The 5,227-nt window shown below is 54.9% G+C and carries 2 rRNA genes; both read right to left on the minus strand.

The features are described from left to right. Positions 1 to 67: 67 nt before the first annotated feature. A 23S ribosomal RNA gene (locus ACLKM7_RS19700) occupies positions 68 to 3,173 on the minus strand. Between the two features lie 420 nt (positions 3,174 to 3,593). After that, positions 3,594 to 5,115, minus strand: a 16S ribosomal RNA gene (locus ACLKM7_RS19705). Together the 16S and 23S rRNA genes form the textbook arrangement of a ribosomal RNA operon. Positions 5,116 to 5,227: the final 112 nt, after the last annotated feature.

A 5,227-nucleotide genomic window follows, 5' to 3' on the forward strand; every position in this document is an offset into this window, starting at 1 on the left:
TGTGTGGTGTCCCGACCGTACATCGGGAACCACTCAGTGGACGCGTGCACCAGAAAAAGTTGGTGGTGTTATCAAGTCATCGGCTTATTAGTACCAGTCAGCTGCACACGTTGCCGTGCTTCCACATCTGGCCTATCAACCCAGTAGTCTGGCTGGGAGCCTCTCACCCGAAGGTATGGAAGTCTCATCTTGAGGCCGGCTTCCCGCTTAGATGCTTTCAGCGGTTATCCATCCCGAACGTAGCTAATCAGCGGTGCTCCTGGCGGAACAACTGACACACCAGAGGTTCGTCCAACCCGGTCCTCTCGTACTAGGGTCAGATCCTCTCAAACTTCCTACGCGCGCAGCGGATAGGGACCGAACTGTCTCACGACGTTCTAAACCCAGCTCGCGTACCGCTTTAATGGGCGAACAGCCCAACCCTTGGGACCTACTCCAGCCCCAGGATGCGACGAGCCGACATCGAGGTGCCAAACCATGCCGTCGATATGGACTCTTGGGCAAGATCAGCCTGTTATCCCCGAGGTACCTTTTATCCGTTGAGCGACAGCGCTTCCACAAGCCACTGCCGGATCACTAGTCCCGACTTTCGTCCCTGCTCGACCTGTCAGTCTCACAGTCAAGCTCCCTTGTGCACTTACACTCGCCACCTGATTGCCAACCAGGTTGAGGGAACCTTTGGGCGCCTCCGTTACTTTTTGGGAGGCAACCGCCCCAGTTAAACTACCCACCAGGCACTGTCCCTGAACCGGATTACGGTTCGAAGTTAGACATCCAGAGTGACCAGAGTGGTATTTCAACAACGACTCCACGAATACTGGCGTATCCGCTTCAAAGTCTCCCACCTATCCTACACAAGCCACACCGAACACCAATACCAAGCTGTAGTAAAGGTCACGGGGTCTTTCCGTCCTGCTGCGCGTAACGAGCATCTTTACTCGTAATGCAATTTCGCCGAGTTCGCGGTTGAGACAGTTGGGAAGTCGTTACGCCATTCGTGCAGGTCGGAACTTACCCGACAAGGAATTTCGCTACCTTAGGATGGTTATAGTTACCACCGCCGTTTACTGGGGCTTAAATTCTCAGCTTCGCCTTACGGCTAACCGGTCCTCTTAACCTTCCAGCACCGGGCAGGCGTCAGTCCGTATACATCGTCTTGCGACTTGGCACGGACCTGTGTTTTTAGTAAACAGTCGCTACCCACTAGTCTCTGCGGCCACCACACCCTTTTTGAGGCAAGCTCATATAAGTGGATGGCCCCCCTTCTCCCGAAGTTACGGGGGCATTTTGCCGAGTTCCTTAACCACGATTCTCTCGATCTCCTTGGTATTCTCTACCTGACCACCTGAGTCGGTTTGGGGTACGGGCGGCTAGAACCTCGCGTCGATGCTTTTCTTGGCAGCATAGGATCACCCACTTTTCATCCGCATCGTGTCTCAGCCTTCATGAACGGCGGATTTGCCTACCGTTCGGCCTACGCACTTGCCCCGGGACAACCATCGCCCGGGATGGGCTACCTTCCTGCGTCACACCTGTTAATACGCTAACCGCACCAGCATAGGGTCGTGCGCTAGGCCCAGCCCGTCACCCCGAAGGGATCAGTCACTGGGATTCAGACACTTAGCATTACTGGATTGATTGGGGCGGTTCTTCGCCGGTACGGGAATATCAACCCGTTGTCCATCGACTACGCCTGTCGGCCTCGCCTTAGGTCCCGACTTACCCAGGGAAGATTAGCTTGACCCTGGAACCCTTGGTCTTTCGGAGGACGTGTTTCTCACACGTCTTTCGCTACTCATGCCTGCATTCTCACTCGTGTGGCGTCCACGGCTGGGTCACCCCGCCGCTTCACTCGCCACACGACGCTCTCCTACCCATCAACACGGCTGGACCACGAAGGCCTACCAAAAATGTCAATGCCACAACTTCGGTGGCGTGCTTGAGCCCCGTTACATTGTCGGCGCGGAATCACTTGACCAGTGAGCTATTACGCACTCTTTCAAGGGTGGCTGCTTCTAAGCCAACCTCCTGGTTGTCTAAGCAACTCCACATCCTTTCCCACTTAGCACGCGCTTAGGGACCTTAGTTGGTGGTCTGGGTTGTTTCCCTCTCGACTATGAAGCTTATCCCCCACAGTCTCACTGCTGCGCTCTCACTTACCGGCATTCGGAGTTTGGCTGACGTCAGTAACCTTGTAGGGCCCATCGGCCATCCAGTAGCTCTACCTCCGGCAAGAAACACGCAACGCTGCACCTAAATGCATTTCGGAGAGAACCAGCTATCACGAAGTTTGATTGGCCTTTCACCCCTATCCACAGCTCATCCCCTCAGTTTTCAACCTAAGTGGGTTCGGCCCTCCACGACGTCTTACCGTCGCTTCAGCCTGGCCATGGATAGATCACTTCGCTTCGGGTCTAGGACATGCGACTGAATCGCCCTATTCAGACTCGCTTTCGCTACGGCTACCCCACACGGGTTAACCTCGCCACATATCGCTAACTCGCAGGCTCATTCTTCAAAAGGCACGCTGTCACCCCTACTAAGGAGGCTCCAACGGTTTGTAAGCAAACGGTTTCAGGTACTATTTCACTCCCCTCCCGGGGTACTTTTCACCTTTCCCTCACGGTACTTGTCCGCTATCGGTCATCTGGGAGTATTTAGGCTTATCAGGTGGTCCTGACAGATTCACACGGGATTTCTCGGGCCCCGTGCTACTTGGGATACTCTCCACGCTGCGACCCGACATTTCGGTTACGGGGCTGGCACCCACTATGGCCGGCCTTTCAAGACCGTTCACCTATATCGACGCATCACGCTCACCACTCGGCAGAGTGGCCCGGAAAGTCCCACAACCCCGAATACGCAACTCCTGCCGGATATCACACGTACTCGGTTTAGCCTGATCCGATTTCGCTCGCCACTACTCACGGAATCGCTGTTGCTTTCTCTTCCTGCGGGTACTGAGATGTTTCACTTCCCCGCGTTCCCTCTACCCGCCCTATATATTCAGGCGGGAGTCACCAGGTCAGCACGCCGCCTGGCGGGGTTTCCCCATTCGGACACCCTCGGATCAAAACTTGCTTATCAGTTCCCCGAGGCTTATCGCAGATTGCTACGTCCTTCTTCGGCTCCAGATGCCAAGGCATCCACCGTTTGCTCTTAAAGACTTGAAACATGAGTCCAAAATCAGAATCGAAAACACACACCCCCGAAAGGGCATGCGTCGAAATTGACTAATGATCTTTAAGATCATCTTTTCCGAACCAACCCTTACGGGTCGGTTCAAAGATGCTCGCGTCCACTGTGTAGTTCTCAAAGTACGGGCGGTACCCACCCCCACCCACCAGCAACAGCCAGCGAACGGAAGATGAGCCCAAGAAGAAACGGAAAACAAACCTGCCCCCGGTCCCTCAGGACCCAACAGCGTGCACGTGCAAGACCAGAAAACCCCCACCGTTCCAACTGCAAGCAGCGTACTAAGTGAGAACCCCCATCCCTCGCACCTCGTCAAACGTTCCACCCATGAGCAACCGGACGAGACATTCGCTCGACACGGCGCCTGGACACCCCGAAGAGTGCCAGATGCTCCTTAGAAAGGAGGTGATCCAGCCGCACCTTCCGGTACGGCTACCTTGTTACGACTTAGTCCTAATTACCGATCCCACCTTCGACGGCTCCCTCCACAAGGGTTGGGCCACCGGCTTCAGGTGTTACCGACTTTCATGACTTGACGGGCGGTGTGTACAAGACCCGGGAACGTATTCACCGCAGCGTTGCTGATCTGCGATTACTAGCGACTCCGACTTCATGAGGTCGAGTTGCAGACCTCAATCCGAACTGGGACCGGCTTTTTGGGATTCGCTCCACCTCACGGTATTGCAGCCCTTTGTACCGGCCATTGTAGCATGCGTGAAGCCCAAGACATAAGGGGCATGATGATTTGACGTCATCCCCACCTTCCTCCGAGTTGACCCCGGCAGTATCCCATGAGTTCCCACCATTACGTGCTGGCAACATAGAACGAGGGTTGCGCTCGTTGCGGGACTTAACCCAACATCTCACGACACGAGCTGACGACAACCATGCACCACCTGTTCACCAGTGTCCAAAGAGTCCCGTATTTCTACGGTGTTCTGGTGTATGTCAAGCCTTGGTAAGGTTCTTCGCGTTGCATCGAATTAATCCGCATGCTCCGCCGCTTGTGCGGGTCCCCGTCAATTCCTTTGAGTTTTAGCCTTGCGGCCGTACTCCCCAGGCGGGGAACTTAATGCGTTAGCTGCGTCACGGAATCCGTGGAAAGGACCCCACAACTAGTTCCCAACGTTTACGGGGTGGACTACCAGGGTATCTAAGCCTGTTTGCTCCCCACCCTTTCGCTCCTCAGCGTCAGTTACGGCCCAGAGATCTGCCTTCGCCATCGGTGTTCCTCCTGATATCTGCGCATTCCACCGCTACACCAGGAATTCCAATCTCCCCTACCGCACTCTAGTCTGCCCGTACCCACTGCAGGCCCGAGGTTGAGCCTCGGGATTTCACAGCAGACGCGACAAACCGCCTACGAGCTCTTTACGCCCAATAATTCCGGATAACGCTTGCGCCCTACGTATTACCGCGGCTGCTGGCACGTAGTTAGCCGGCGCTTTTTCTGCAAGTACCGTCACTTTCGCTTCTTCCTTGCTAAAAGAGGTTTACAACCCGAAGGCCGTCATCCCTCACGCGGCGTTGCTGCATCAGGCTTCCGCCCATTGTGCAATATTCCCCACTGCTGCCTCCCGTAGGAGTCTGGGCCGTGTCTCAGTCCCAGTGTGGCCGGTCACCCTCTCAGGCCGGCTACCCGTCGACGCCTTGGTGAGCCATTACCTCACCAACAAGCTGATAGGCCGCGAGCCCATCCCCAACCAAAAAATCTTTCCAACCCCCCACATGCGTGGAAGGCTCATATCCAGTATTAGACGCCGTTTCCAGCGCTTATCCCAGAGTCAGGGGCAGGTTGCTCACGTGTTACTCACCCGTTCGCCACTAATCCACCCAGCAAGCTAGGCTTCATCGTTCGACTTGCATGTGTTAAGCACGCCGCCAGCGTTCATCCTGAGCCAGGATCAAACTCTCCATAAAGAAAAAATGCATACACAACCAGGAAAATGATCATGCAGCGAGTTCGAAACTGACCAAAAACAAATGTCACTGACATCCATTAAATTGATCCAAAGGAATCCCAACGACCACC

The sequence above is a fragment of the Microbacterium sp. I2 genome, from assembly GCF_051364985.1.
In the GTDB taxonomy this organism is placed as follows: Bacteria; Actinomycetota; Actinomycetes; order Actinomycetales; family Microbacteriaceae; genus Microbacterium.